Here is a 23,992-nt window from a genome sequence, read left to right on the forward strand (position 1 = left end):
CACCTTGTCGGTGGAGACCTCAAGCAGCGGCTCGTCGACCTCGACGGCGTCACCGATGTTCTTCAACCAGCGGGTGACGGTGCCTTCGGTGACGCTCTCGCCGAGCGCGGGCAGGTTAACGGGGACCAGCATCTTCGTAGTGCTCCTGGGATCGGATGGGCCGGGTCAGGCGTCGTCGTCGCGACGGCCCGGGGACTGCGGTTCGCCGGTCTCGGCGAGGGCTTCGCGCGGCTCCTCGGGGATGACGAGTCCGATGCGCCCGCCGACGACGCGGCAGCGCACGGGACGTGAGGGCGCGGGTTCCTTCGGCCTGGGACGCGCTCCGGACCAGGCGCGCTCGATGCCGCCGAGAGCTCTCATGTGACGTTCCTCCTCGCGGATCGCTGCGGATATGAGGCATTTGCCGCAATGGAGCACATCATTTCGCCGCAATCTGTGCAAGAGACTCTGTAATAACAGAGCAGAACGCCCAAAATCAGTCCCGCGACGGCCCGCGATGTTGGGCATCGTGCCCAGCCGCGACGGGCCCGTCCCCGGGACGCGCCACGGTCCCGTCGACCTGCGCCGACGGTCCGCGCGCCGGGCGACGCCGTCGCGAACCCCGCCTCCGGCGGCCTTCCGGGCGATCCCGGCGGAGACTCCAGGACCGGACGTTGAAGTGATATGCCTGATAACATCCGGGATGCCGACCCGGGCCGCCGAGACGCGCTCGAAGGAGGGTCCCCGTGACTGAACCGAGCACGACCGGTGTGCGTCCCGTGCAGGCGCTCTCGGTGGTCGAGCAGGTCACCAAGGAGATCCGCAGGTCAATCCTGTCGGCGGATCTGCGTCCTGGCCAGGAGTTCTCACTCCGCGAGATAGCCGGACGCCTCGGCGTGAGCATCATCCCCGTGCGTGAGGCGCTGCACCACCTCGAAGGCCAGGGGCTTGTTATAACAGCGCGCGGCAAGAGCGCCACGGTCTCCCCGCTCAGCCACGACGACCTGCGCGCGGTGTACCGGCTGCGCCGCCAGATCGAGCCGGGCCTGGTCGGCCGCGCGTGTGTGCTGCTGACCCAGCACGACCACGCCCGCCTGAGGTCGCACCTCGAGGTCATGCACGACCAGACCCTCTCGCACGAGGAGATCTACGAGGTGCACCACGAGTTCCACCTCGACCTGCTGCGGCCCGCCGCGACCGACTGGGACCTGCGGGTCCTCGGCATGCTCTGGCACGCCGCCGAACGGTACGTGCGGGCGGGCTTCGCCGGCCGCGGCACCGATCCCGACGAGCCGCGCCGACGGGTCGAGGCGCACGCGCTGCTCCTCGACGCCGCCGCCGAGCGCGATCCCGGCCGTGCCGCCCAGGCGGTGCTGCTCCACCTGGAGAACAACGAGCGGATCGCCCAGCAGGCGGTCACCGCGGCGAACCAATAGTCGACGCATCGCGCCATCTCGATCACTGAGCGCGATAATTTCGCGGCAAGTGTGATAACACCCGAAGAAGTTGTGATCACACTTCCGGACTCCGCGAAGACCCGATTTGTGACGTCCGAATGTCCCCCTCGGGATCGTGTCCGGCTCGCCTTCGCGACCGTCGATAACCATTCTGACCTGTGCCTTTTCCGGAAACCGCGCGGGTTCACGGCTCCCGCGCCGCCCGCGCCCTGACTCCGTCGCCGACACCGCGACATGAGCCCGTAACGGGCCGGAAATCCGCGGTTCGCTAAAAGATCTTGCTCCAGAGGGCTTTCTGTTATCACATATAACCCGCTAGCGTGGTGCGCGTCACAGCCCCCCGGGATGTGTCGGAAAGGCCCGGTTTCTGCTGGTGAGAGCCGGTCGGAAAGAGTTCAGGGAGAACCACGATGTCCGCGAGCCCCACGTACGCCCCCGAGGTACCGAAGACGCGGCCCGGCGCGCTGCCCGCGGGCTCCTACGCGATGGGGATCACCCCGTTCGACCGGGACGGCCGCCTGGACGAGGGCGCGCTGCGTGATCACGTCGGACGGCTCGCCGCGGAGGGCGTCGGGTTCTGGCCCGCGAGCCCGGCCACCGGTGAGGGCTCGACCATGGACGACGCCGAGATCCTGCGGGCCCTGGAGATCGTGGCCGAGGAGACGGCGGGGCACCGGCCGGTCGTCGCGGGAAGCCGCGAGTTCCCGACGGCCGGGCACAACATCGCCTTCGCCGCCAAGGCCCACGACCACGGGGCTGACGCGGTCCAGATCTACCCGCCGACCCTCGGCCACTCCTTCGCCCCCACCGAGGCGATGTTCACGCGCTTCTACGACGAGGTCCTGTCGGCCGTCGCGACGCCGGTCGTGCTGTCCAGCAACTTCATGACCGGGTTCGAGGTCCCCGCTTCGGTCTTCGAGCGGCCGGTCGAGGACTTCCCCCAGGTGATCGGGATCTTCAAGCACCACCCCGACCAGCACAACGTCGCCGAGTTCGTCGCGAGGTTCGCGCCGCGCACCACCGTGCTGACGATGACGCAGAAGCTGATGTTCTCCTTCGCCGCGGGCGCGACGGCGGAGCTCGACAACCTCCAGAACGTCGCGCCCCGGCTGTGCCGCGCGCTGCACGACGAGCTGGCCCGCGGCGACGCCGCGGCGGCGGGCGAGACCTGCCGCGCGATCACCCGGGTGTGGGGCGGGATCTCCCGCTTCTCCGCCGCGCACTCCGCGCCGCGCGTCGTGGTCTACAAGGCGATGCTGCGCCTGCTCGGCCTGCCCGGCGGCCACCCCAGAAAGCCCTACCTGGACCTCGAAGGCGACGCGCTCAAGGAGCTCGCCCGGATGATCGACGCCGTCGGCCTCCGCGAGCTCGAAGGTCTCGCTTGAGGCAGGACCCCGCGAACCAGGACCCAGCACACCAGGACACCGCGCACCAGAACACCGCGAATCAAGACACCGCAAGCCGAAAGGAGCAGGGGATGACGAACGAGAGGCGGAGCGTCGCGCCGCAGGTCTTCCGCGACATGATGGCGGGCGTCTGCGCGCCGGTCACCGTGGTGACGGCGGTCGACGGCGCGAGTCCGGTGGGCGCGACGGTGAGCTCGTTCGCCTCGCTGTCGCTCGACCCGCCGCTGGTGACCGTGGCGTTCGACCGCAGGTCGCGCGTCCTCGAGCGGATACTCGCCGAGCGGCGCTTCGGCGTGAACCTGCTCGGCCACGCCCAGGACGACCTCGCGATGCTGTTCGCCTCACGCGAGCCCGACAGGTTCGCCCGGGCCGCCTGGCACTGGGACGACGGCCTGCCCCGGCTCGACGGCGCGGCCGGATGGCTCGACTGCGATCTGTACGAGGCGGTCGAGGGCGGCGACCACCTGCTGCTGCTCGGCCACGTCGTGGGCGCGGGACGGGCGGAGCTGCCTCCGCTCGTGTACGCGCACCGCACCTTCGGCACCCACTCGCGCTACGGCGAGCGGCGTCGTCCGCCCATCGCGGACTCCCTCGCCGCCCTGACCCGCTGACGACAACCCTGAGACGAGAAGGAACGCACATGGCAACCGCGACCACCAAGGCGCTCACCGAGGACGCCGCGCCCAGCACCGAGACGCTGATCGCCAGGATCAGGGAGCTGCACCCGGTGCTCGAGGGCAACGCCGCGCGGGGCGAGCAGGACCGCCGCGTGACCGAGGAGAGCATCAAGGCCCTCACCGACGCGGGAATCTTCAAGATCGCGCAGCCGCGCCGCTACGGCGGCTACGAGATGCCGGTGCGCACCCAGATCGAGGTCGCGGCCGCGGTGGCCGAGGCCGACGGCGGCACCGCGTGGGTGGTCACCCTGTGCAACCAGTGCGCGTGGATGACCGGGCTGTTCCCCGAGCGGGCCCAGGACGACGTCTGGGGCGACAACCCCGACTCCAAGATCTCCGGCGTGGTCACGCCGAGCTCGCAGTCGACCAAGGTCGAGGGCGGGTACATCGTGAGCGGCCGCTGGTACTACAACTCAGGCTCCTGGCACTCGGACTGGGCCGTGCTCGGCATGCCGATCGTGGACGAGGCCGGCGAGGCGCTCGACCACGGCATCGCGCTCATCCCGAAGACCGACCTCGACTTCGAGGAGACCTGGTTCGTCGCGGGGATGCGCTCGTCCGGCTCGAACTGCCTGATCGCCAAGGACGTGTTCGTCCCCGAGCACCGGGTCATCTCCGCGCCCAAGGCGTGGCTGGGCGAGGTCGCCACCGAGCACACCGACGAGGCGCTCTACCGCAGCGCGTTCACCCCGGTCCTCGCCCTCGGCGTCGCCGCGCCGCAGCTCGGCATGGGCCGCAAGGTGCTGGAGCTGGTGAGCGCCAAGGCCGCCACCAAGCCGCTCACCTTCACCTTCTACGCCACCCAGGCCGAGTCGGCGGTGTTCCGCAGCCAGATCGCCGAGGCCGCGATGCTCATCGACACCGCGCACCTGCACGCCTACCGGGCCGTCGACGCGATCGACAAGGCGGCCCGCGAGGGCACCTTCCCCGACGAGGCCGCGCGGGCCCGCGCCCGTGCCGACGCGGGCTGGATCGTCAAGAACATCACCAAGGCGATCGACCTGCTGCTGTTCGCGCACGGCGCGGCGGGCTTCGCGGAGAGCAACGTGCTCCAGCGGCACTGGCGCGACTCGGCGGTCGCCGGCAGGCACGCCTACATCGTCCCGGCGGTGAGCCTCGAGATGTACGGCACGGCGCTGCTGACCGGCGACGTGAAGATCACCCCGATGCTCTGAGGGCGGCCGGAGCCGTCGCCCGCGCGCACTTTCGGCAGGGGCCTGCCAGGGCCCTCGCTGATATCACATATAGCACAAGGACGAGCCAAGGGTCCCCAAGCCCGAAGGCAGGAGAACCGATGCGGAGCACAGACGCACATCCCCACCGCGACCCCGTCGAGACGGGCGGAGCGGGCGGCGGCACCGGATCGAACGGCGCGCGCGGGCGCGAGGTGGTGGAGATCAAGGGCCTCACCAAGCGCTTCGGCCGCGCGACGGTGCTCGACGACGTGGACCTCACCATCGAGCCCGGCGAGATCCACGCGCTGGTCGGTCAGAACGGGTCGGGCAAGTCAACCCTGATCAAGATCCTGTCCGGCGTGTACACCGCCGACGCCGGCCGGATCTCGGTCGCCGGACACCGGCTCGCCACCCCCGTCCGCCCGGCCGACCTGCGCGAGCACAGCCTCGCGTTCGTCCACCAGGACCTCGGCCTCGTCGACGACCTCACCGTCGTGGAGAACGTGCGGGTCGGCCAGTACACCCCCGGCCGCCTGTCACGGAAGATCGACTGGGCGCGGGAGCGGCGGCTCGCCGAGGAGACGTTCGCCCGGCTCAACGCCGAGATCCCGCTCGACGCGCGGCTCGGCGCGCTGCCCGCCGGACAGCGCGCGGTCGTCGCCATCGCCCGCGCCGTCCAGGGGCAGCGCCCGGGCAGCGGCTGCGTCGTGTTCGACGAGTCGACCCAGTCGCTGCCGCGCGAGACGCTGCCGGAGTTCTACGCGATCCTGCGCTCGATCGCCAGGTCGGGCACCGGCATCCTGATCGTCAGCCACCGCCTCGAGGAGGTGATGAGCCTCGCCGACCGGGTGACAGTGCTGCGCGACGGCGCGGCCGCCGCGACCGGCGTCGCGGTGTCGGACCTGACCGAGGCCGAGCTGAGCCGGTTGATCCTGGGCCGCGAGCTCGCCGGCGGCCGCATCGCCGCCGACCCCGGCGCGACCGCGGGCGGCGAGACGCCGGACGTCGCGTTCGAGGCGGTCGGCGTCTCCGGCAGGACCCTGCAGGGGCTCGACCTGCGGGTCCACCGGGGCGAGGTCATCGGCATCACCGGCGCGGGCGACTGCGGCCTCGACGAGGTCGCCGCGATCGTCGGCGGCACGAGCAGCGCCTGCGCGGGCCGGATCACCGTCGGCGACGCGGCGTTCGAGGTGCCAGTCACCGACGCCGCCGCGCTGCACGGCGCGGGCCTCGCCGTCATCCCGCAGAACCGCATGGCCGACGGGCTCGCGGCCGAGGTCAGCGCGATCGCCAACCTCACGCTCCCGCGCGTGCGCAGACGCGGCCGCGCCTTCCTCAGCAGGGGATGGCAGCACGAGGAGTTCAAGGAGGCGGTCGCGACCTTCGGCATCACCCCCGCCGAGCCGCACGCCCCCGCCGCCGCGTTCAGCGGAGGCAACCAGCAGAAGCTGCTGCTTTCCAAGTGGCTGCTGAACGCGCCGCGCGTCCTCGTGGCGTGCGAGCCGACCCAGGCCGTCGACGTCGGCGCGCGGCTCGACATCCTGCGCGCCCTGCGCGCGGCCGCCGACGCGGGCAAGGCCGTCGTGATCTGTTCGATCGAGGTGCAGGACCTCGCGGTCGTGTGCGACCGGGTGGTCGTCCTGCGCGCCGGTCGCGACCCCGTCGAACTGGGCGGGGAGGTCACCGCCGACGCGATCACCGAGGCGACCTACGCCTGACCCGGCACACCCGCTCGACCCGGCATCCCCACTCGACCCCGAGGTCCGGGCGGCCGAGCACGACGAAGGAGACCAAGCCATGCCACCCCACACCAGCGCCACGTCCACCGTGGCCGCCGACACGGCTCAGGCCCCGAGCCGGAAACCCGCGCCCACCGCCGTCGAGGGCGGCAGCTTCCAGAAGATCGCGGCTGACACGTCGCGGCGCGGCAGCCTGATCGTCGTCTGGATCGCGCTGTTCATCCTGTTCGGCCTGCTCAGGCCCGACCAGTTCCTCACCGTCGGGACGCTCCAGACGATCTTCGGCTCCCAGCAGGCCCTGGTGTTCATCGGCCTCGGCGCGCTGTGCGCGTTCTCGGTCGGCGAGTTCGACTTCTCGGTGGCCGCGGTCGCCGGGCTGTCGGCCACGCTCGTCGCGGTGCTCGTCAGCGACCAGGGCGTGAACGTGTGGCTCGCCGCGCTGATCGCGGTCGCCGCAGCGGTGGGCATCGGCGCGTTCAACGCGCTGCTCATCATCAAGATCGGCATCAACCCCATCGTCACCACGCTCGGCGTGGCGACCCTGCTGACCGGCGTGTCGTCCCGGATCTCCAACGGCGGCAGCGTCTTCCTCGACAGCCCCGAGCTTTACAAGGTCGCCGCGACCAACGTCCTCGGACTGCCGATCAGCTTCTACTACGGGCTCGCCCTCGCCGCGATCTTCACCTATGTGATGACCTCGACGCCGCTCGGCCGGCACATGCTGTTCGTCGGCTCCAACCGGTCGGTCGCCAGGCTGGCGATGGTCAGGGTCGACCGGATCAGGGTGGGCGCGTACATCTCCTCCTCGCTGCTGTGCGGCGTCGGCGGCGTCCTGCTGGTCGGCACCGTCGGCGGGTTCGACCCGGCGAGCGCGTCGACCTACCTGCTCCCCGCCCTGTCGGCGACGTTCCTGGGCACCGCGGTGATCCAGCCCGGCAGGTTCAACCCCGCCGGAAGCATGATCGCCATCTACTTCCTTGCCACCGGGATCGTCGGGCTCCAGCTCCTCGGCTTCGCCGGCTGGATCAGCGACGTGTTCTACGGCTCGGCCCTCATCATCGCCATCGTCCTTTCCACGCTCTTCCGCCGCGACCGGCGGCATTCCTGACCTCCACGCCCGGAAGCCGTCGGCCCCACGACGGCGGCCACCCCCCACCCCGCGAGAACGGAATGACAGCATGAACCACCCCGAACACGGCAACACCCGGCACGGCAGACCCACCCGTGCCCGCTGGTCACTCACCGCGCTCGCCGTCCTCGCCGCCTTCGCGCTGAGCGCCTGCGGCGACTCGGGCTCGGGCGGCTCGACCCGCGGCGAGACCGACGCCGAGGGCGTCGCGTACGCAAAGGCGCAGGTCGAGGCCCACCTCAACCCGCTGACTGAGTTCAAGGACCCCGGCGACAAGATCTCCGGACTCGACGCCGTCAAGGGCGGCACGATCGCCTACGTCCCCATCACCCTGAAGGCGACATACTTCCAGGCCCAGCTCGAGCAGATCACCGAGGCCGCCGCGCTGGTCGGCATGAAGGTCCAGGTCTGCGACGCCCAGGCGCAGCCGACCGTCGCGACCCAGTGCGTCAACCAGGCGGTCGCCGCCAAGTCCGCGGGGATCATCACCGACTCGCTGCCGTTCGCCCTGGCCAGGAACGCCTACGCCGCGGCGGTCGAGGCGGGCATCCCCGTCGTCGCCTCCGACGTGTCCGACCCGCTGCCCCCCGAGTGGGAGGGCAAGATCACCACGAACAACAACGGGCAGGACGCCGGCAGCCGCCTGATGGCCGACGCGATCATCGCCGACTCCGGCGGCGACGCGAACGTGCTCTTCGTCAGCACCACCTCCACGAGCACCACCAAGCAGTCGGCCGAAGCGGTCCTCGACGAGTTCAAGACCCGCTGCTCGGGCTGCGAGGTGACGTCGGTGGCCTGGGAAGCCTCGGCCGTCCAGAAGATCCCGACGACGGTGAGCGTCGCGCTCAACTCCGACCCGAACATCGACTACGTGTTCGTCAGCTACGACCAGCCCGCGGGCCCGCCCGCCATCCAGGGCATGCAGCTGTCCGGCAGGGCCGACAAGCTGAAGCTCGTCGGCTACGGCTCGGACGTCACCGCCATGCAGCGGCTCGCCGGCGGCAAGCAGCTCACCGACGTGGCCAACGACCCCGCGATGATCGCCTGGAACAACACCGACCGGCTGCTGCGCATGATGGCCGGCGCCCCGGTTCCCGCCGAATCGTCCTACACGATCCCCCGCCGCGTGTTCACCGCCGACAACGTCGGCTCGGTCAACGGAAGCAGCGTCACCGACTTCAAGAACGGCGCGTGGTTCACTGACGGATCGTTCCGTAAGGCATACGCGGAGTTGTGGGGCGCGAGCTAGCCCGACGGCCCCGGAGTCCTTACCTCAATCCGATCAGGAGAAACGCCACATGTCACCCAACCTCTCGGAGCAGACCTACCTCCTCGGCGGGGACCTCACCGTGACCCGGATGGGCTACGGGGCCATGCAGCTCACCGGTCCGATGGCCTTCGGGCCCCCGGCCGACCGGGCCGCCGCCGTCGCGGTCCTGCGCGAGGCGGTCGCGCTGGGGATCACCCACATCGACACCAGCGACTACTACGGCCCGCACGTCACCAACGAGATCATCCGCGAGGCGCTGCACCCGTACCCGGCGGACCTGCACATCGTCACGAAGGTCGGGTTCGCCCGTGACGCCAAGGGTGGCTGGCCGCAGGCCGCCGAGCCCGACCAGCTGCGCCAGGCCGTGCGCGACAACCTCGACCGTCTCGGCCTCGACCGCCTCGACGTGGTCAACCTGCGCGTCGGCGGTCCGGAGGAGTCGGTGGCCGTGACCTTCGGGGTCCTCGCCGAACTGCGCGAGCGCGGCCTCATCCGGCACCTCGGGCTCAGCACCGTCACCGCCGCCCAGATCGCCGAGGCCCAGGAGATCGCGCCGGTGGCGTGCGTGCAGAACATGTACAACATCGCCCACCGCGCCGACGACGCGCTGATCGACTCCCTGGCCGAGCAGGGCATCGCCTATGTGCCGTACTTCCCGCTCGGCGGCTTCAACCCCGTCCAGTCCAAGATCCTCGACGGCGTCGCCGAGCGGCTCGGCGCGACCCCGAAGGCCGTGGCGCTGGCCTGGCTGCTGGGCAGGTCGCCCAACATCCTGCTGATCCCCGGCACGTCGTCGGTCGCGCACCTGCGCGAGAACGTCGCGAGCGCCGCCCTCGACCTGCCCGCCGACGCCGTCGCCGAACTCGACGCCGTCGCGGGCTGACCCGCCGCCGACCGCGGCCACCACCGAAACACCAAGGAGGCACGAGCATGACCACCGCACCGAGGTTCGCCCACGTGGTGTTCCAGACCTCGCAGCCCGAGGCGATGCGCGAGTGGTACAGCGCGCTGCTCGACGCGCACGTCGTCTACGAGGGGCACGGCCTGACGTTCCTCACCTTCGACGACGAGCACCACCGCATCGCCCTCGCGCACATCCCCGACCTCGGTCCGAAGCCGAAGGACGCCGCGCTCGTCAACCACGTCGCCTACACCTTCGACTCCCTCGACGCCCTGCTCGGCAGGTACGAGGAGCTGAAGGCCAAGGGCATCGAGCCGTGGAAGCCGGTACAGCACGGCGTCACGACCTCGCTGTACTACGAGGACCCCGACGGCAACCACGTGGAACTCCAGGTCGACAACTTCGCGACGGCCGACGAGGCCACCGCCTACATGGAGGGCCCGGAGTACGACGCCGACCCGATCGGCGTGCGCTACCGGCCCGAGCTGATGGTCGCCGCGCGGCGTGACGGGGTGCCCGTCGCCGAGCTGCAGACCAGGGCGTGGGCGCTTCGGACGAGCCCCGAGCTGCCGCACCCGATGGCCGACGACTGAGCCGCGCCCGCACGCCCCCCATCACCACCTGAAACGGAAAAGCACATGGAATCGAACTGCCTGATCTGCGGACTTGACGACGCCGACCCCTCCGACGTGGTCTTCCGCGACGACGACTGGTCCGCCGAGGTCGTCCCCGGCTACGACGTGCCCGGCTGGTACTTCCTGCGGGCCCGCCGCCACGCCGAGCGCATCACCGGCCTCGACGACCGGGAGACCGCGACGTTCGGCCGCCGCGCCAGCGACCTCGTCGCCGCGGTCACCCACGCGACCGGCGCTGAGGCCACCTACCTGCTGGCCTTCGGCGAGGCGTTCCCGCACTTCCACGTGCTGGTCACCGCGCGCACCGCCGACGTGCCCGCCGACCGGCGCGCCGGGGAGATCCTCAAGCTCCGCGACGAGCGGGCCGACCGGGAGCGCGCGCGGGAGCTCGTCCCGGCCGTCCGCAAGGCATACGCCGACATCGCAGCACGTCAGTAACCGCGAGGCCCCGGGGACCGTCCCCGGGGCGCACCACAGAGGGGAGCACCGCATGAGCCGCATCACCGTGCTCGGCGGCACCGGATACGCCGGAAGCGCGATCGCGCGCGAGGCAGCCGCGCGGGGGCACGACGTCGTCGGCTTCAGCCGCACCGCCCCGGCGGAACCCGTCGACGGCGTCACGCCGGTCACCGGGTCGGCGCTGGTCAGGGCCGATCTCGAGCGGGCCGTCAAGGGCGCTGACGTGATCGTCGTGGCGCTCGCTCCGAGCGGGGAGCTCCAGGAGGGCTTCGTCGCGCTGAACGCCGAGATCGCCGACCTCGCGCTGCGCGGGGGCACGCGGCTTGGCGTCGTCGGCGGCGCGGGCTCGCTCAGGGTCGCCGCGGACGGGCCCAAGGTCCTGGAGACCCCGCAGTTCCCCGAGGCGTTCCGGCAGTTCGCCCGCGCGAGCGACGACGTGCTGACGGCGCTGCGTGACAGCGACCCCGCCCTCGACTGGTTCGTGCTGAGCCCAGCCCTCGGCTTCGGCGCCTACGCGCCGGGCGAGCCGCGCGGCACGTTCCGGATCGGCGGCGACCTGCTGCTGACCGACGAGCAGGGCGGCTCGGAGATCTCCGGCGCGGACTACGCCAAGGCTTTCGTCGACGAGATCGAAGCGCCCGCCCACCGCCGCACGAGGTTCACCGTCGCCTACTGACGGCCCGAGCCGGAAGAACACAGGACAACGCAGTGCCGCCCGCCCGAACCGGGGCGGGCCACCCCACCCGGAGGTTCCCTTGATCCTCGTCACCGCGGCGAGCGGCCGGACCGGCCGCGGCCTCGTGCGGGCGCTCGCCCGCGAAGGCAAGACAGTCAGGGCCGCCGACATCGCGCCCTCGGTGCACGACCTGCGCGACCTCGGCGCGGCCGAGACCGTCGTGGCCGACCTCCTCGAACCCGCCGACCTGCGCACGGCAGTCGACGGCGTCGAGGCGGTCGTGCACATCGGCCCGCTGTTCCACCACCGCGAGGCCGAGATAGGGCACGCGGTCGTCGCCGAGGCGCGGCGCGCGGGCGTCGGCCACTTCGTGCAGTTCTCGGTGGTGCACCCGCAGATTGAGGCGCTGCTCAACCACCAGGCCAAGCTCGCGGTGGAACGCGCGGTCATCCAGTCGCCGATCCCGTTCACGATCCTGCAGCCGATGCACTACCTCCAGAACATCGACGTCGCGGCGACTGTGCGGACCGGCGTGCACCGCAAGCCGTTCTCGCACGACACCCGGCTCGCCCAGGTCGACCTCGAGGACGTGACGGAGGTCGCGGCGAAGGTCGTCGGCGACCCCGGCCACCACTGGGCGACCTACGAGCTGTGCGGCCCCGACTACGTCAACGGCCACGAGATCGCCGCGGTCATCGGCGAGGCCGCGGGCCGGACCATCACCACCGAACTCGCGCCGATCAGCGACTACGCCAGCTCCGACCGGCGGCAGCGCGAAGAGGACGAGTTCCCCTACGACGCCATGTACCGGCTGTGGGGCCACTACAGCCGCTACGGCATCACCGGCAACCCCAACGTCCTCGGCTGGCTGCTCGGCAGACCCCCGACGACGCTGCGCGAGTACGTGGCACGCGAACTCGCCGCCGCGTCGGCCGCCGCATGAGCGCGGGCCACGCCCGCCAGGACAGATCCCCCGGAAATGATTGAGGAGACACAGATGACGACTTCGATCGAGACGACCACCACCCCCGACACCGCCGAGCTCGTCGCCAGGGCGCGGGCGCTCAGGCCGCTGCTCAGCGCGAACGCCGCGCAGGGCGAGAAGGACCGCAGGGTCCCCGACGAGAGCATCAAGGCGATGAAGGACGCGGGGCTGTTCCGCATCCTGCAGCCCAAGCGGTACGGCGGCTACGAGACCTCGATGCGCGCCCTCGTCGACGTGTCGGCGGCGGTCGGCGAGGCCGACGGCGGCACCGCGTGGGTGGTGTCCCTGCTGAACTCCGGCGCGTGGATCGCCGGCTGTTTCCCCACCCGGGCGCAGGACGACGTGTGGGGGGCCAACCCCGACGCGCTGGTCTCCGGCGTGTTCTCGCCGCAGGTCACCTCGAAGAAGGTGCCCGGCGGGTTCCGGCTCACCGGCAAGTGGTTCTACAACTCGGGCTCCCTGCACGCCGACTGGGCCGTGCTCAGCATGCCGGTCACCGACGAGGCGGGCGAGGTGGTCGACATGGCCATGGTCCTCGTCCCGCGCACCGACGTCGACGTCGACGACACCTGGTACGTCGCGGGCATGCGCGCCTCGGGCTCCAACTGCCTCGTCGCCGACGACGTGTTCGTGCCCGAGCACCGCCTCATGTCGGTCGGGCCCGCGATCGAGGGCGTGTTCCCCACCGAGCACACCGAGGAGACCCTCTACCAGTCGCCGCTCGGGCCGCTGTTCTCCATCGGCATGGTCGGGCCACAGCTCGGCCTTGGCCGCGCCGCGCTGGAGATGGTGACGGCCAAGGCGACCACCAAGGGCATCGCGCACACCGTCTACACCCGGCAGGCCGACTCCGTCGCGGTCCAGATCCAGCTCGCGCAGGCCACGATGCTGCTCGACACCGCGCACTTCCACGCCTACCACGTCACCGACGAGCTCGACAGCGCGGCGGCCGAGGGCAGGAAGATCGACTTCGCCGGACGGGCCAAGATCCGCGCCCACGTCGGCTTCGCCATCGAGAACGTGGTGAAGGCGATCGACACCCTGCTGTACGCGCACGGCTCGGGCGCGTTCGCCGAGGTGAACCCGCTCCAGCGCATCTGGCGCGACTCCGAGGTGGCCTCGCGGCACGCGGGCATCCTGCCGATGCTCTGCTACGAGATCTACGGCAAGTCGCTCGTGGGCTCCGAGGAGCGCATCACCCCGATGATCTGAGCGCTATACGATATAACAACTCCCTCTCCATCCGGCACCGCTATCTTCGAGGAACGGCATGTCAACTCCCGCACGTCCCCTGCTCCAGGTCATCATCGGCAGCTCCCGGCCGGGCCGCATCGGCTCAGCCTTCGCCGAGTGGTTCACCGGGCTCGCCGAGAAGCACGGGGCCTTCGACGTCGAGACGATCGACCTCGCCGAAGTCGGCCTGCCGTTCCTCGACGAGCCCAACCACCCGAAGCTCAGGCAGTACACCCACCAGCACACCCTCGACTGGAGCGCGACGGTCGAGCGGGCCGACGCCTACGTCCTGGTCACCCCCGAGTACAACTACGGCTACAGCGCGGTCCTGAAGAACGCGCTCGACTTCCTGTGCCATGAGTGGGCCGACAAGCCCGTCGGCTTCGTCAGCTACGGCGGTGTCGGCGCGGGCGTCCGCGCGGTCCAGCAGCTCAAGCAGGTCGTCACCACGCTGCGGATGGTGCCGGTCCTCGAGTCGGTGAACATCCCCTTCGCCTGGGGCAAGCTCGCCGAAGGCCGCGTCGCCCCCGAGGACGCCGCCCTCGACCAGTCCGCCGAGCTGATGCTCGACGAGCTGGCCCGCCTCACCAGGAAGCTGCGCACGGCGTGAGCGACGCCGCGCTCGCCACCGCCCTGGTCACCCAGGTCGTCCTCGCCGAACGACAGGGCCGTGACCGGGGCTGGTGGGATCAGATGGCCGCGCAGTACTGGCCGGACTCCCACGTCAGGCTCAGCTGGTACGACGGCGACGGGCCCGGCTTCGTCGCGGGCTCCAAGGCGATGGCCGCGCGCGGCGACGTGGCCCTGCACCACGTGTTCGCGCCGGTCGTGCACGTCAGGGGCGACCGGGCGCACGTCGAGGCCGCCGTCTCGCTGCGGTTCGCGGTCGAGATCGACGGCGTCGCCGGCGACCTCGTCTCGCACACCAGGCTGAACTACCGGCTCACGCGGCGCGACGGCGTCTGGAAGATCCTCGCCCTGAACGCCGTCTACGAGTACGCCACGCTCACCCCCGCGGTCCCGGGCCAGACCATCGTGGTCCCGGCCGAGGAACTGGCGAAGTACCGGCCGAGCTACGCGGTGCTCGCCTGGAACATCGCCCGCGAGGGCCGCAAGCCGGGCGACGACGAACTCGGCGACGACAGGCCCGAGGAACTCGCCGCGTTCTACGCCGAGACCCGGGCATGGCTGAACGGGTCTGGTTGAACGCCGAATGAAACCCGCCCTAGGCGGCCGCCCGGGGCGACGGGCGGCCGCCTAGGGTGACACCGCCCGCGCGAGCGCGGCGGAAAGCGCGGGAAGGTCTTCGGTCAGGGGCCGCTGCGGCGGTCGCACCTCGGCGCGGCCGGTCAGCAGCGCGGCGACGAGTCCGCCGAGTTCCGCGCCAGGATCAGCCAGCGGATAGGTGATCACCCGGTAGAGGGCGGGCTCGGGTTCCGGGTCGGGGGTCGCGGAGGCCGACAGGTACAGCGCGCGGTCGCCGCGCGGCGGCACGTGCACGTCGCAGCGCAGGTACAGGGCCTGGAACGGGGTCCAGTCGAGCCGGTGCCAGCCGAACGGGCGGCCGGACCAGGGCGACAGGGTGAAGCCCCAGCCGTGCCGGTCGTGCGGATCGGCGGCGGGGCCGTCCTCGAGGACGGCGTCGGCGGCGGTCACCGCGGTCCGCAGCGCGCGCCGGATCATGCCGTGCGCCGAGCGGTGCTCGAGCAGGGCCGCGAACGTGTCTTCCAGCGCGTAGGCGGTGCGCATCAGACGCCTCGGGTCGTCGCTTGGGCCGTCGCTTGGGCCGCCGTCCAGGTCCTGGGACAGGCGGGCGAGGGCCGAGTGCGTGTACAGGGCGTTGGCCAGCTGGAAGTGGAGCACCGGGGCGGGTCCTCTCTCGGGCGGCGTCAGGTCCACGGGCCGTCGAAGGGGTCGAGGTCGTCGGGCGACGGGCGGGCCAGGTCCCCGGGCGTCAGCACGGGGTCGGACGGCGCGGGCGCGACGATCGCGGCGGCGTGGCCGTGCGCGATCGCGCGGCCCGGCCCGTCGAGGACCGCGCGGATCAGGAACGCGGGCCGGAGCCTTCGGCCGTCGAGGACGAACGCCGCGGCCGCCTCGTCCGCGCCAGGCACGTCGGGCAGCGCCTCGCGGGCGAGCGCGGCGTGCGGGGCGCGGGGATGCGTGACGACGGTGCGCGGCGTCGGCCAGACCTCGGCGATCACCGCGTCGAGCGCGCCGGCCGCCGCGTCCGCGCCCTCGAGCCAGCACAGGAACCGGACGGCGTGGGCCGCGACGAGCCCCGCGAGCAGAGGCTGCGCGCAGTACAGCAGCTGCCGGTGGGTGAGGCCGAGTCCGCCGAAGCCCGCCGACAGGCCGAGCGCGTACGCCTGGCGCACTCCCCACTCGGCGAGCACGGGCGGCGGGGCGGGCGCGGCGACGCCGTACCGGCGCGCGCAAGGGGCCCCGGCGCGCAGCAGCAGCGATCCGTACTCGTTCCAGTCGGGCCGCGCGGGTGCGCAGTCGAGCCCGTCGGGCAGGGCGATCCAGTCGGTGAGGTAGTCGAGCACGGCGCTCCCCTCGGGGTCGGCGGCGGGGGAGCCCGTCCACCGTACGGCCGTGCGGCGGCGGGCAAGGTGACATTCCGGTTTTTTGGGGCGGGGAAGGGCGTTGTCGCGTCTGATAGACCCACGTCACCCCCGGCGGCGTCCCGCCCGGTCGCCGTCCCGACCCATGGAGCCGTAGTTGAGATTTCTGAAGGCACTGGCGGCGGTCGCCGTCCTCGTGCTGCTGACCGGCCTTTCCGCGGGCTGCTCGGTGAGCGTCGCCCCCGACCACAAGGGCATCGAGTACAACGCGGGGCCGTTCTCCTCGACCAAGTTCGACGCCTGCGGCAACGGCAGGATCTGGCACGGCCCCGGCGACCAGGTGTTCACCTACCCGATCGGCCAGCGGACCTACAAGTTCGGGGACGGCGGCGACACCGACGCGTTGAAGGTGGTCTCCCGCGACGACCTTGAGCTGACCGTCGAGGGCGTCGCGACGTTCTCGCTGAACGACGACTGCGCGACGCTGCGCAAGTTCCACGAGGAGATCGGCCTCAAGTACGAGGCGTACGAGGAGGAGGGCTGGGGCAAGATGCTGCGCACCTACATCGGCGCGCCGCTCGACCGCGCCCTCGACGAGGTCTCCAAGAAGTACCCGTGGCAGGACCTGTATTCCGACCCCGACACCAAGCGCAAGTGGGAGAGCGAGGTCGGCGCGGCCGTCGCCGCGCAGGTGAACGCCACGGCCGGCGACAACTTCTTCTGCGCCCCGACCTACAACGGCACGGGCGAGTGCGGCGCGTTCCTGCTGACGCTCCAGCAGCCGGTCCCGCCGGACAACGTCCGCGCCGCGCTGGCCGCCGCCCAGCAGGCGATCGAGGACAACAACACCCAGGAGAACCGCAACAAGCAGATCCGCACCGAGATCCAGGCGCTGAAGGAGCTGGTGAAGGTGCTCGGCCCGAACGGCGCGGTGCTCTACCAGGCGATCAAGGACGGCAAGATCACCGTCGTGCCGGTCCCGCAGGGCGGCAACCTCAACATCACGCCGACCCCCTGAGGCGTGCCGGGCGGCCGCTCAGGACAGGCCGGAGGCGACCACGAAGGTCAGGTCGCCGAAGCCGAGCTGGTCGCCCGGCCTGACCCTGACGGGCCCGGTGAGCCGCCAGCCGTTGAGGCGCGTGCCGTTCATCGAGCCGAGGTCGCTGACGACCCAGCCCGCCTCGTCGGCCCGGATCTCGGCGTGGAACCGCGAGACCGTCAGGTCGGCCAGGACGAAGTGGCAGCCTGGCGCGCGTCCGACCAGGACGCGCGCCTGCTGCGCGGTCGGCAGGATGAAGCGCGGCAGCCGGGGGGCACGCCACGCCGACTCCACCCGCGCGGTCGCGGCCGACAGCGACGACACGATCCCGGTGAGCCGCTCCACGACGCGGTTGCGCGGCGGAAGGTCGTGCAACAGCTCCTCGAGCTCGATCTCGCTGCGCGCTCTCAGCGCGCGCTCGACCCTGTGCTCGTACGTCTCCTGCGACATGCGCCCCTCGACGAGCCTGTCGCGCAGTTCTTCGATCACCCTGTCCCGGCGGGTGTCGGAGGCCCGTACCGGGTATGCGGGCGGTCCGTCCATGAACGCGAGTATCCAGATCTATTCCCGCGATGTCCAGCGACCGCCCGCGCCCGGTTCAGCGGCTCAGCAGGTCACGTGCGATGTGCGTGATCTGAAGCTCATCGGTGCCCGCGTAGATCTGGAAGACCTTCGCGTCGCGGGCGAGCTGCTCGACCCGGTACTCGGCGATGTAGCCGTTGCCGCCGAACAGCTGGACGGCCTCCATCGCGACCTCCGAGGCGGCCTGCGCGGAGTACAGCTTCATCGCGCTGGCCTCGGCGAGCGTGGGGGTGCGTCCGGCCTTCGACAGCTCGATGTGGCGGAAGACCATGTTCTGCACGTTGATGCGCGCGACCTCCATCTTCGCCAGCTTGAGCTGGATCAGCTGGTAGTCGCCGATCGGCTTGCCCCACGCCACGCGCGACTTGGCGTAGTCGACCGACAGCCGCAGGCACTCCTCGATGACGCCGAGGGACATCGCCGCGACGCCCGCGCGCTCGGTCGTGAAGTTCTGCTTGGCCGACTCCTTGCCGCTGCCGCCGACCGCCAGCAGCCGGTCGCGGCCGACCCTGACGTCCTGGAGGAACAGCTCGCCGGTGGGGGAGGAGTGGCAGCCCATCTTGCGCAGCGGCCTGGACTGCACGAGCCCCTCCATGCCCTTGTCGAGCACGAAGCACAGGATCTCGCGGTCGCGCACGGGACGGCCGTCGTCGAGCTTGGCGTAGAAGACGATGGTGTCGGCGTCGGGGCCGTTGGTGATGAAGGTCTTGTTGCCGTTGAGTATCCAGCCGTCGCCGTCGACGCGGGCCGAGGACTTCATGCCGCCGAACGCGTCGGAGCCTGAGTCGGGCTCGGTGATCGCCCACGCGCCGACCTTGTCGAAGGTGAGCAGGTCGCGGCCCCAGCGCTCCTTCTGCTCGACCGAGCCGCGCTTCATGATCGTCCCGGCGGCCAGGCCGAGCGACACGCCCATCGCGGTGACGAGGCCGGGGGCGACCTTGCACAGCTCGATGATGGGCAGCATGGTGAAGGACGCGCCGGCGTCGGGCCCGCTGCCCTCGGACTTGTCCTTGACGGGCTCGCCCGCCTTCTCCCTGGCGATCCGCTTGTCGAAGGACGAGGCGGCGAGATCGGCCATGCCGAAGGTCTGGTACAGGTTCCGGATGATCGGATAGGGCGACGCCTCGCCGGAGTCGAGCGCGTCCTGGTGGGGCCTGACCTCCTTGGCCACCCAGTCGCGCACCGCGTCGCGGATCATCAGCTCGTCCGACGACCACTCGATCATGTGTGTGCCTTCCCTCGGCGCGTCGTTTTCGCAGCTCAAAGAAGCCGCAGCGCAAGTTAGCGCTTACTGACACATCTTCGCACACTAGGGTCATGACATGAGCGTCTACGACCCCTGGCCGAGCGTCCGCCGCTTCGCCGCCCATCTTGACGAGGTCAACGGCACGGGCGACCACGAGGTGGCGATGCGCCTGGTCAAGCTGACCGAGGAGATCGGCGAGGTGTCTCAGGCATATATCGGATATGTCGGGCAGAATCCGCGCAAGGGCGTCACTCATTCACGGGAGGACGTCGCCGCCGAGCTCTGCGACGTCGTCATCACCGCGATGGTCGCGCTGTGCTCGTTCGCCGACGATCCGGCCCGCGCGCTCCAGGACAAGATCGAGAAAGTTGACGCGCGGTACATGGAGCGCTGAGCCCAATCAGACCGCACCGAGCCTGGCGGAGCGGGATGATTCGGACAACGCGTGAAAGGAAACCCCCGAGCATGACCGATCTTGTGGCCGCACTGCGTGCGGCCGACCCCAAGGAACGCCAGGCGCGGCTCGTCGACGTGCTCGTCGAGGCGTTCGCCCCGCTGATGGAGCGCAGCCCCGCGGAGTTCCGCCGCCGCTTCCGCAAGATGGCGTCCGACCCGTTCGCCTTCTACCGGGGCAGCGCGCCGATCTTCTACGCCGACGTGGTCGACGACGACGACCCCTGGGCCGACGAGCGCACCTCGCGCGTCTGGATCCAGGGCGACCTGCACGCCCAGAACTTCGGCACCTACATGAGCGCCGACGGCGTCTTCACCTTCGACGTCAACGACTTCGACGAGGCGTACATCGGCTCGTTCACCTGGGACCTGAAGCGGCTCGTCGCCAGCGTCGCGCTGCTGGCGTGGAGCAAGGCGATCTCCGACGCCGACATCACCCGCCTCATCGAGACCTATGTCCGCGCCTACGTGGAGCAGGTCCGCTTCTACGCGCGCCGCGACCCCTACGAGGGCTGGGCGCTCACCCTCGACACCGCCACCGGCCACGTCTACGACGTGCTGGTGGAGTCGGTGTCCTCGACCAGGGTCGAGCTGCTGAACAGGCACACCGTCGTGGACGGGCACGTGCGCCGGATGCGCGACGGCGCGAACATCCGCCGCCTCGACGCCGCCGAGCGCGCCCGCGTCGAGGAAGCCTACGTCCACTACCTCGACACGATCCCGCAGGACAAGCGCTTCGGCAGCCTCACCTACAAGATCAAGGACGTGGTGGGCGCGTCCGGGTTCGGGATCGGGTCGGCGGGCCTGGCCGCCTACAACATCCTGGTGGAGGGCCAGACGCAGGCGCTGGAGAACGACGTCATCCTGTCGGTCAAGCAGGGCAACGTGGCCGCGCCGTCGCGGGTCGTGCGCGACGAGCGGATCGCCGCCTACTTCGAGCACCACGGCCACCGCACCGCGCTGTCGCGCCGCGCCCTGCAGGCCAACGCCGACCCGTGGCTCGGATACGCCGAGATCGACGGGGTCGGCTTCGTCGTCCAGGAGTTCTCGCCGTACGAGGCCGACCTCGACTGGTCGTCCCTCACCGAGCCCGACGAGATGACGCCGCTGCTCGCCGACCTCGGCCGCGCCACCGCCAAGATCCACTGCGTGTCGGACAGCGACTCCGACCACACCCTCGTGCCGTTCCAGGTCGAGGACGCCATCCATGCCGCCATCGGCGACGACGAGTCGGAGTTCGTCGCCGCGATGGTCGCGTTCGGCCACGGGTACGCCGAGCTCGTCAGGCGCGACCACGCCCTGTTCGTCGACGCGTTCCGCGAGAACCTCATCCCCGGCGTCCTGCCCTCGACCCACCCAGCCTGACCCTTCCCTCGCGTCTCCGTACGGACACCCCCCTTCGGGACAGGTAAGAAGCCTGTCTTTTCGTCCGTATAGTGAGACGCCTTCGGAGTCTCCGCAGGCCCCGCCCTCACCGAGGGCGGGGCCTTCGTCATGCGGGGGAAACACGCGGGCGGGGCGGGCGGTCACGGGTTGGTTGCGAACGTGTCGGCGGCGCGGACTCGTGCTTGACGGCCCGGCGCGCGGGATCTACCTTCACCTCAATGATTAGGACACTTTCCTAATAGTTAATCTTCCGGACGGGAGAGGAGGCAGGTCATGACCGTGCACGTACCCGGCACACCGCAGCTGCTGCGCGCCATCAACGACCAGGCCGCCCTCCGCGCACTCCTGGAACACGGGCCGCTCACCCGCCCTGAGCTGGGCGACCTCATCGGCCTGTCCAAGCCGACCGCGCACCAGCTGCTCACCCGGCTGCGCGACTCCGGCCTCGTCGTCCGCGAGGGACGGCGCGGCGGCGGGCCCGGCCCGACCGCCGAGGAGTACGGGATCAACCCGTCCGCCGCCCACGTGTGCGGCCTCGACATCACCCCCGGGCGGATCGAGGCGGTCGTCGCCGGGCTCACCGGCCAGACCGTCGGACGGTTCAGGCTGCCGAGCCCGTCGCGGGCCGGGGGAAAGGCCGCCTCCGAGGTCTCCACGGCGGTCGCCGGGGCCTGCGCGGCCGCCGGGATCGACGTGACCGGGCTGTCCCGGGTCGTCGTCGGCGTCCAGGGCGTCGTCGAGCCGGAGACCGGACGGCTCGGCTACTCGCGCCACCTGCCCGGCTGGGGCATCCCCGACCTCGCCGACAGGCTGCGCGCCGCCCTCGGCACCCGCGTCGAGATCGAGAACGACGTCAACCTCGCCGCGCTCGCCGAGGCCCAGCACGGCGTCGCGCGCGGCCACTCCGACTTCGTCGTGCTGTGGGCCGGGTCCGGCCTCGGCATGGCGCTCGTGCTGGGCGGCCGGCTGCACCGGGGCGCGGGCGGCGGCGCGGGGGAGATCGGCTTCATGCCGGTGCCCGGCGCGCCCACCGCCCGCGAGACCGGCCGGTTCGCCCCGCACGGCCTCCAGGCGCTCAGCGCCGGACCCGCCGTCCGCACGGTCCTGCGCTCGCACGGCTTCCGCGGCACCGACGCCGCCGCCGCGATGCGCGCCGCCGCCGCCCGCGAGAGCGAGCCGTCCGGCCGCGACGCCCTGCGCGACGTCGCCGTCCGGCTCGCCACCGGCCTCGCCTCGGTCACCGCGCTCCTCGACCCCGCCCTCGTCGTCCTCACCGGCGACGTGCTCATGGCCGGGGGAGAGGCGCTGCGCCGCCACGTCGAACACGAACTGCACAGGCTGACCATCCCCCGGCCGCCACTGCGCCTGTCCACCGTCGGACCCGACCCGGTCCTCACCGGAGCGGTCGAGCACGGGCTCACGCTCACCCGCGACGAGCTCTTCGCCTCCACCGTGCCGCCCTGAACGCGCGGAGACCCCGCGCACCCCGAATCCCTTGCCCCTGTCCCGTACCCCTTTCCCCCTTAGGGAGACAGCACCCATGACCGAGATCACCACCGGACTGCACCGCCGCGACATGCTGAAGCGGCTCGGCCTCGTGGCCGTCGCCGCGCCCGGCCTGTCGCTGCTGAGCGCCTGCGCCACCGGCGGCAGCGACGAGAGCGGCAAGGACATCGCCGCCGACGGCGACGCCAAGAACCCGTTCAAGGTCGACGCGACGATCCCGCTGAACGTCGTCATCTTCAAGGGCGGCCTCGGCGACGACTACGCCACCCAGGTCCACGAGCCGATGTACGTCAAGGCGTTCCCCGGCGTCAAGATCGAGCATGAGGGCATCGTCGACATCGGCAAGGCCCTCCAGCCGCGCTTCTCCAGCGGCACCGACATCCCCGACGTCGTCGCCAACTCCGGCACCGACCTCATGGACACCGGCGCGCTCGCCGAGGCCGGGCACCTGCAGGACCTCACGTCCCTGTGGGACGCCCCCTCGGTCGACGACGCGGGCAAGAAGGTCCGTGAGACCGTCATGCCGGGCGCGGTCGAGGCCGGGCTCGTCGCGGGCAAGCCCTACCTGCTGCCGTACGTGTCCACCACCTACGGCCTCTGGTACGACGCCGAGCTGTTCAAGTCCAAGGGCTGGACCCCGCCGAAGACCTTCGAGGAGTTCAAGACCCTCGCCGAGACGATCAAGGCCGCGGGCCTCACCCCGTTCGCCTACGCGGGCAAGAACGCCTCCTACTACGCCTACTGGATGATCCTCATCTCGGCGGCGAAGATCGGCGGCAACCAGGTCCTGATCGACATCGACAACCTCAAGGACGGCGCCTGGACGAACCCGGCCGTCGAGCAGGCCGCGGCGGCGTGGGCGGAGATCAACACCAAGTACTCCGACAAGTCCTTCGAGGGCCTCATGCACACCGAGGTCCAGACCCAGCAGAACCAGGGCAAGATCGCCTTCTACCCGTCGGGTTCGTGGCTGGAGAACGAGCAGAAGGACTCCACCCCGGCCGGCTTCAAGTACGGGCTCGCGCCGACCCCGTCGGTGTCGGCGTCCGACCAGATGCCGTACGAGGCGGTCCGCGTCGCGGCCGGTGAGTACTACTTCGTCTCGGCCAAGGGCGAGAACCCGCAGGGCGGCATGGAGTACTTCCGCCAGATGCTGTCCAAGGAGGGCGCGAAGGGCTTCACCGAGCGCTCCGGCTCCCTCACCATCGTCAACGGCGCGGCCGAGGGCCTCACCCTGTCGCCCGGCCTCAGCTCCGTGTTCGCCGCCCAGCAGGCCGCCGGGCAGAACGTGGTCACCACCAGCCTCTTCGAGAACTGGTACAAGGAGCTGGAGACCGAGCTGCGCCGCCAGACCAACAACCTGATGTACGGCCGCAGTGACGCCAAGGCGTTCTGCGCGGCGATGCAGAAGGCCGCCGACAAGGCCAAGAAGGACGCCGGCGACGACCTCCAGACCCGGGCGTCCTGACCTCCGTCCCGAAACCTCCAAGAA

The 23,992-nt window shown here is 71.0% G+C and carries 26 protein-coding genes; 20 read left to right on the forward strand and 6 right to left on the reverse strand.

The annotated features are described in order from the left end of the window. Together R9X44_RS15445 and R9X44_RS15450 are read right to left on the reverse strand one after the other, a co-directional pair. Nucleotides 1-132 (reverse strand): biotin/lipoyl-containing protein (locus tag R9X44_RS15445; RefSeq protein WP_319815347.1); only part of this gene is annotated, 132 nt, incomplete at its 3' end. A 33-nt stretch (nt 133-165) separates the two neighbouring features. Further along, nucleotides 166-360, reverse strand: coding sequence for a hypothetical protein (locus R9X44_RS15450; protein ID WP_319814844.1), 195 nt, complete (start codon nt 358-360; stop codon nt 166-168). Between the two features lie 365 nt (nt 361-725). Between R9X44_RS15450 and R9X44_RS15455 the strand changes: the two genes are divergently transcribed. From R9X44_RS15455 to R9X44_RS15525, 15 genes are all read left to right on the forward strand, one after another. Continuing rightward, nucleotides 726-1,415, forward strand: coding sequence for a GntR family transcriptional regulator (locus R9X44_RS15455; RefSeq protein ID WP_319814845.1), 690 nt, complete (start codon nt 726-728; stop codon nt 1,413-1,415). 431 nt (nt 1,416-1,846) lie between these two features. Further along, entirely contained in the window at nt 1,847-2,821 is a 975-nt protein-coding gene (locus R9X44_RS15460; RefSeq protein WP_319814846.1) for a dihydrodipicolinate synthase family protein, read from the forward strand. A gap of 92 nt (nt 2,822-2,913) precedes the next feature. Beyond that, nucleotides 2,914-3,453 (forward strand): flavin reductase family protein, encoded by a 540-nt coding sequence (locus tag R9X44_RS15465; protein WP_319814847.1) that lies wholly within the window; start codon nt 2,914-2,916, stop codon nt 3,451-3,453. A gap of 29 nt (nt 3,454-3,482) precedes the next feature. Then, nucleotides 3,483-4,694, forward strand: a complete 1,212-nt coding sequence (locus R9X44_RS15470; protein ID WP_319814848.1) for an acyl-CoA dehydrogenase family protein — start codon at nt 3,483-3,485, stop codon at nt 4,692-4,694. A gap of 119 nt (nt 4,695-4,813) precedes the next feature. After that, on the forward strand, nt 4,814-6,412 hold the full coding sequence (locus R9X44_RS15475; protein WP_319814849.1) for an ATP-binding cassette domain-containing protein: 1,599 nt from the start codon (nt 4,814-4,816) through the stop codon (nt 6,410-6,412). A gap of 79 nt (nt 6,413-6,491) precedes the next feature. Then, nucleotides 6,492-7,541 (forward strand): ABC transporter permease, encoded by a 1,050-nt coding sequence (locus R9X44_RS15480; protein WP_319814850.1) that lies wholly within the window; start codon nt 6,492-6,494, stop codon nt 7,539-7,541. A 70-nt stretch (nt 7,542-7,611) separates the two neighbouring features. After that, entirely contained in the window at nt 7,612-8,811 is a 1,200-nt protein-coding gene (locus R9X44_RS15485; RefSeq protein WP_319814851.1) for a sugar ABC transporter substrate-binding protein, read from the forward strand. A 49-nt stretch (nt 8,812-8,860) separates the two neighbouring features. Then, complete coding sequence (locus tag R9X44_RS15490; protein ID WP_319814852.1) at nt 8,861-9,715, forward strand: oxidoreductase; 855 nt, start codon at nt 8,861-8,863, stop codon at nt 9,713-9,715. A gap of 47 nt (nt 9,716-9,762) precedes the next feature. Then, nucleotides 9,763-10,326 (forward strand): VOC family protein, encoded by a 564-nt coding sequence (locus R9X44_RS15495; protein WP_319814853.1) that lies wholly within the window; start codon nt 9,763-9,765, stop codon nt 10,324-10,326. Between the two features lie 45 nt (nt 10,327-10,371). Then, the gene (locus R9X44_RS15500; RefSeq protein ID WP_319814854.1) at nt 10,372-10,806 is read left to right on the forward strand and encodes a hypothetical protein; all 435 of its coding nucleotides are present in this window, start codon (nt 10,372-10,374) and stop codon (nt 10,804-10,806) included. A gap of 52 nt (nt 10,807-10,858) precedes the next feature. After that, nucleotides 10,859-11,503 carry an NAD(P)-dependent oxidoreductase gene (locus R9X44_RS15505; RefSeq protein WP_319814855.1) on the forward strand — a complete coding sequence of 215 codons (645 nt, stop codon included), beginning with the start codon at nt 10,859-10,861 and terminating at the stop codon, nt 11,501-11,503. 79 nt (nt 11,504-11,582) lie between these two features. Then, nucleotides 11,583-12,446 (forward strand): SDR family oxidoreductase, encoded by an 864-nt coding sequence (locus R9X44_RS15510; RefSeq protein WP_319814856.1) that lies wholly within the window; start codon nt 11,583-11,585, stop codon nt 12,444-12,446. 54 nt (nt 12,447-12,500) lie between these two features. Then, the gene (locus tag R9X44_RS15515; RefSeq protein ID WP_319814857.1) at nt 12,501-13,700 is read left to right on the forward strand and encodes an acyl-CoA dehydrogenase family protein; all 1,200 of its coding nucleotides are present in this window, start codon (nt 12,501-12,503) and stop codon (nt 13,698-13,700) included. 58 nt (nt 13,701-13,758) lie between these two features. Then, entirely contained in the window at nt 13,759-14,331 is a 573-nt protein-coding gene (locus R9X44_RS15520; RefSeq protein ID WP_319814858.1) for an NAD(P)H-dependent oxidoreductase, read from the forward strand. After that, the gene (locus R9X44_RS15525; RefSeq protein WP_319814859.1) at nt 14,328-14,927 is read left to right on the forward strand and encodes a nuclear transport factor 2 family protein; all 600 of its coding nucleotides are present in this window, start codon (nt 14,328-14,330) and stop codon (nt 14,925-14,927) included. Before R9X44_RS15520 ends, R9X44_RS15525 begins: the two co-directional genes overlap by 4 nt. Before the next feature lie 51 nt (nt 14,928-14,978). On the opposite strand, the gene R9X44_RS15530 is transcribed toward R9X44_RS15525, so the two are convergent. Together R9X44_RS15530 and R9X44_RS15535 are read right to left on the reverse strand one after the other, a co-directional pair. Beyond that, a complete protein-coding gene (locus R9X44_RS15530; protein WP_319814860.1) occupies nt 14,979-15,584 on the reverse strand; it encodes a hypothetical protein in 606 nt (201 codons plus the stop codon). 26 nt (nt 15,585-15,610) lie between these two features. Continuing rightward, entirely contained in the window at nt 15,611-16,270 is a 660-nt protein-coding gene (locus R9X44_RS15535) for a hypothetical protein (RefSeq protein ID WP_319814861.1), read from the reverse strand. Between the two features lie 175 nt (nt 16,271-16,445). Here R9X44_RS15535 and R9X44_RS15540 point away from each other — a divergent pair, with 175 nt between their 5' ends. Continuing rightward, nucleotides 16,446-17,306, forward strand: coding sequence for an SPFH domain-containing protein (locus tag R9X44_RS15540; RefSeq protein ID WP_319814862.1), 861 nt, complete (start codon nt 16,446-16,448; stop codon nt 17,304-17,306). A gap of 18 nt (nt 17,307-17,324) precedes the next feature. Here the strand turns inward: R9X44_RS15540 and R9X44_RS15545 are convergent, their stop codons facing one another. Continuing rightward, on the reverse strand, nt 17,325-17,870 hold the full coding sequence (locus tag R9X44_RS15545; RefSeq protein WP_319814863.1) for a DUF1707 and FHA domain-containing protein: 546 nt from the start codon (nt 17,868-17,870) through the stop codon (nt 17,325-17,327). Nucleotides 17,871-17,925: 55 nt separating this feature from the next. Further along, on the reverse strand, nt 17,926-19,134 hold the full coding sequence (locus R9X44_RS15550; RefSeq protein ID WP_319814864.1) for an acyl-CoA dehydrogenase family protein: 1,209 nt from the start codon (nt 19,132-19,134) through the stop codon (nt 17,926-17,928). Between the two features lie 97 nt (nt 19,135-19,231). Here R9X44_RS15550 and R9X44_RS15555 point away from each other — a divergent pair, with 97 nt between their 5' ends. From R9X44_RS15555 to ngcE, 4 genes are all read left to right on the forward strand, one after another. Further along, nucleotides 19,232-19,549, forward strand: a complete 318-nt coding sequence (locus R9X44_RS15555; protein WP_319814865.1) for a MazG-like family protein — start codon at nt 19,232-19,234, stop codon at nt 19,547-19,549. A 71-nt stretch (nt 19,550-19,620) separates the two neighbouring features. After that, entirely contained in the window at nt 19,621-20,973 is a 1,353-nt protein-coding gene (locus R9X44_RS15560; protein ID WP_319814866.1) for a DUF2252 domain-containing protein, read from the forward strand. A gap of 294 nt (nt 20,974-21,267) precedes the next feature. Then, nucleotides 21,268-22,458 carry an ROK family transcriptional regulator gene (locus R9X44_RS15565; RefSeq protein WP_319814867.1) on the forward strand — a complete coding sequence of 397 codons (1,191 nt, stop codon included), beginning with the start codon at nt 21,268-21,270 and terminating at the stop codon, nt 22,456-22,458. Between the two features lie 76 nt (nt 22,459-22,534). Further along, nucleotides 22,535-23,968 (forward strand): N-acetylglucosamine/diacetylchitobiose ABC transporter substrate-binding protein, encoded by a 1,434-nt coding sequence (gene ngcE / locus R9X44_RS15570; RefSeq protein ID WP_319814868.1) that lies wholly within the window; start codon nt 22,535-22,537, stop codon nt 23,966-23,968. Nucleotides 23,969-23,992 lie beyond the last annotated feature (24 nt).

The organism is Actinocorallia sp. A-T 12471 (assembly GCF_033875155.1).
Taxonomy (GTDB): domain Bacteria; phylum Actinomycetota; class Actinomycetes; order Streptosporangiales; family Streptosporangiaceae; genus Actinocorallia.

What these genes read in the sequence shown, in the direction of transcription:
- R9X44_RS15500 (WP_319814854.1), top strand. Translation starts at nt 10,372, where the DNA reads ATGGAATCGAACTGCCTGATCTGCGGACTTGACGACGCCGACCCCTCC.
- R9X44_RS15485 (WP_319814851.1), top strand. Translation starts at nt 7,612, where the DNA reads ATGAACCACCCCGAACACGGCAACACCCGGCACGGCAGACCCACCCGT.
- R9X44_RS15475 (WP_319814849.1), top strand. Translation starts at nt 4,814, where the DNA reads ATGCGGAGCACAGACGCACATCCCCACCGCGACCCCGTCGAGACGGGC.
- R9X44_RS15565 (WP_319814867.1), top strand. Translation starts at nt 21,268, where the DNA reads ATGACCGTGCACGTACCCGGCACACCGCAGCTGCTGCGCGCCATCAAC.
- R9X44_RS15470 (WP_319814848.1), top strand. Translation starts at nt 3,483, where the DNA reads ATGGCAACCGCGACCACCAAGGCGCTCACCGAGGACGCCGCGCCCAGC.
- ngcE (WP_319814868.1), top strand. Translation starts at nt 22,535, where the DNA reads ATGACCGAGATCACCACCGGACTGCACCGCCGCGACATGCTGAAGCGG.
- R9X44_RS15515 (WP_319814857.1), top strand. Translation starts at nt 12,501, where the DNA reads ATGACGACTTCGATCGAGACGACCACCACCCCCGACACCGCCGAGCTC.
- R9X44_RS15460 (WP_319814846.1), top strand. Translation starts at nt 1,847, where the DNA reads ATGTCCGCGAGCCCCACGTACGCCCCCGAGGTACCGAAGACGCGGCCC.
- R9X44_RS15550 (WP_319814864.1), bottom strand. Translation starts at nt 19,134, where the DNA reads ATGATCGAGTGGTCGTCGGACGAGCTGATGATCCGCGACGCGGTGCGC.
- R9X44_RS15505 (WP_319814855.1), top strand. Translation starts at nt 10,859, where the DNA reads ATGAGCCGCATCACCGTGCTCGGCGGCACCGGATACGCCGGAAGCGCG.
- R9X44_RS15560 (WP_319814866.1), top strand. Translation starts at nt 19,621, where the DNA reads ATGACCGATCTTGTGGCCGCACTGCGTGCGGCCGACCCCAAGGAACGC.
- R9X44_RS15450 (WP_319814844.1), bottom strand. Translation starts at nt 360, where the DNA reads ATGAGAGCTCTCGGCGGCATCGAGCGCGCCTGGTCCGGAGCGCGTCCC.
- R9X44_RS15490 (WP_319814852.1), top strand. Translation starts at nt 8,861, where the DNA reads ATGTCACCCAACCTCTCGGAGCAGACCTACCTCCTCGGCGGGGACCTC.
- R9X44_RS15495 (WP_319814853.1), top strand. Translation starts at nt 9,763, where the DNA reads ATGACCACCGCACCGAGGTTCGCCCACGTGGTGTTCCAGACCTCGCAG.
- R9X44_RS15465 (WP_319814847.1), top strand. Translation starts at nt 2,914, where the DNA reads ATGACGAACGAGAGGCGGAGCGTCGCGCCGCAGGTCTTCCGCGACATG.
- R9X44_RS15555 (WP_319814865.1), top strand. Translation starts at nt 19,232, where the DNA reads ATGAGCGTCTACGACCCCTGGCCGAGCGTCCGCCGCTTCGCCGCCCAT.
- R9X44_RS15520 (WP_319814858.1), top strand. Translation starts at nt 13,759, where the DNA reads ATGTCAACTCCCGCACGTCCCCTGCTCCAGGTCATCATCGGCAGCTCC.
- R9X44_RS15545 (WP_319814863.1), bottom strand. Translation starts at nt 17,870, where the DNA reads ATGGACGGACCGCCCGCATACCCGGTACGGGCCTCCGACACCCGCCGG.
- R9X44_RS15480 (WP_319814850.1), top strand. Translation starts at nt 6,492, where the DNA reads ATGCCACCCCACACCAGCGCCACGTCCACCGTGGCCGCCGACACGGCT.